At 52.7% G+C, this 328-nt stretch carries 1 rRNA gene; it reads right to left on the bottom strand.

Features of this window, described 5'->3' with window-relative positions:
• Window positions 1-39: 39 nt before the first annotated feature.
• Window positions 40-328 (bottom strand): 16S ribosomal RNA (locus tag RH85_RS14680); the annotation flags it as partial.

A 328-nucleotide genomic window follows, 5' to 3' on the forward strand; every position in this document is an offset into this window, starting at 1 on the left:
ATCAATCTGTGTGGACACTCATCGTGAGTAATCATCGTATAAGGAGGTGATCCAGCGCCAGGTTCCCCTAGCGCTACCTTGTTACGACTTCACCCCAGTCATGAACCACAAAGTGGTGAGCGTCCTCCTCGAAAGGTTAAACTACCCACTTCTTTTGCAGCCCACTCCCATGGTGTGACGGGCGGTGTGTACAAGGCCCGGGAACGTATTCACCGTGGCATTCTGATCCACGATTACTAGCGATTCCGACTTCATGGAGTCGAGTTGCAGACTCCAATCCGGACTACGACGCACTTTTTGGGATTCGCTCACCATCGCTGGTTGGCAG

This window comes from Vibrio ichthyoenteri ATCC 700023 (assembly GCF_000222605.1).
Lineage (GTDB): Bacteria > Pseudomonadota > Gammaproteobacteria > Enterobacterales > Vibrionaceae > Vibrio > Vibrio ichthyoenteri.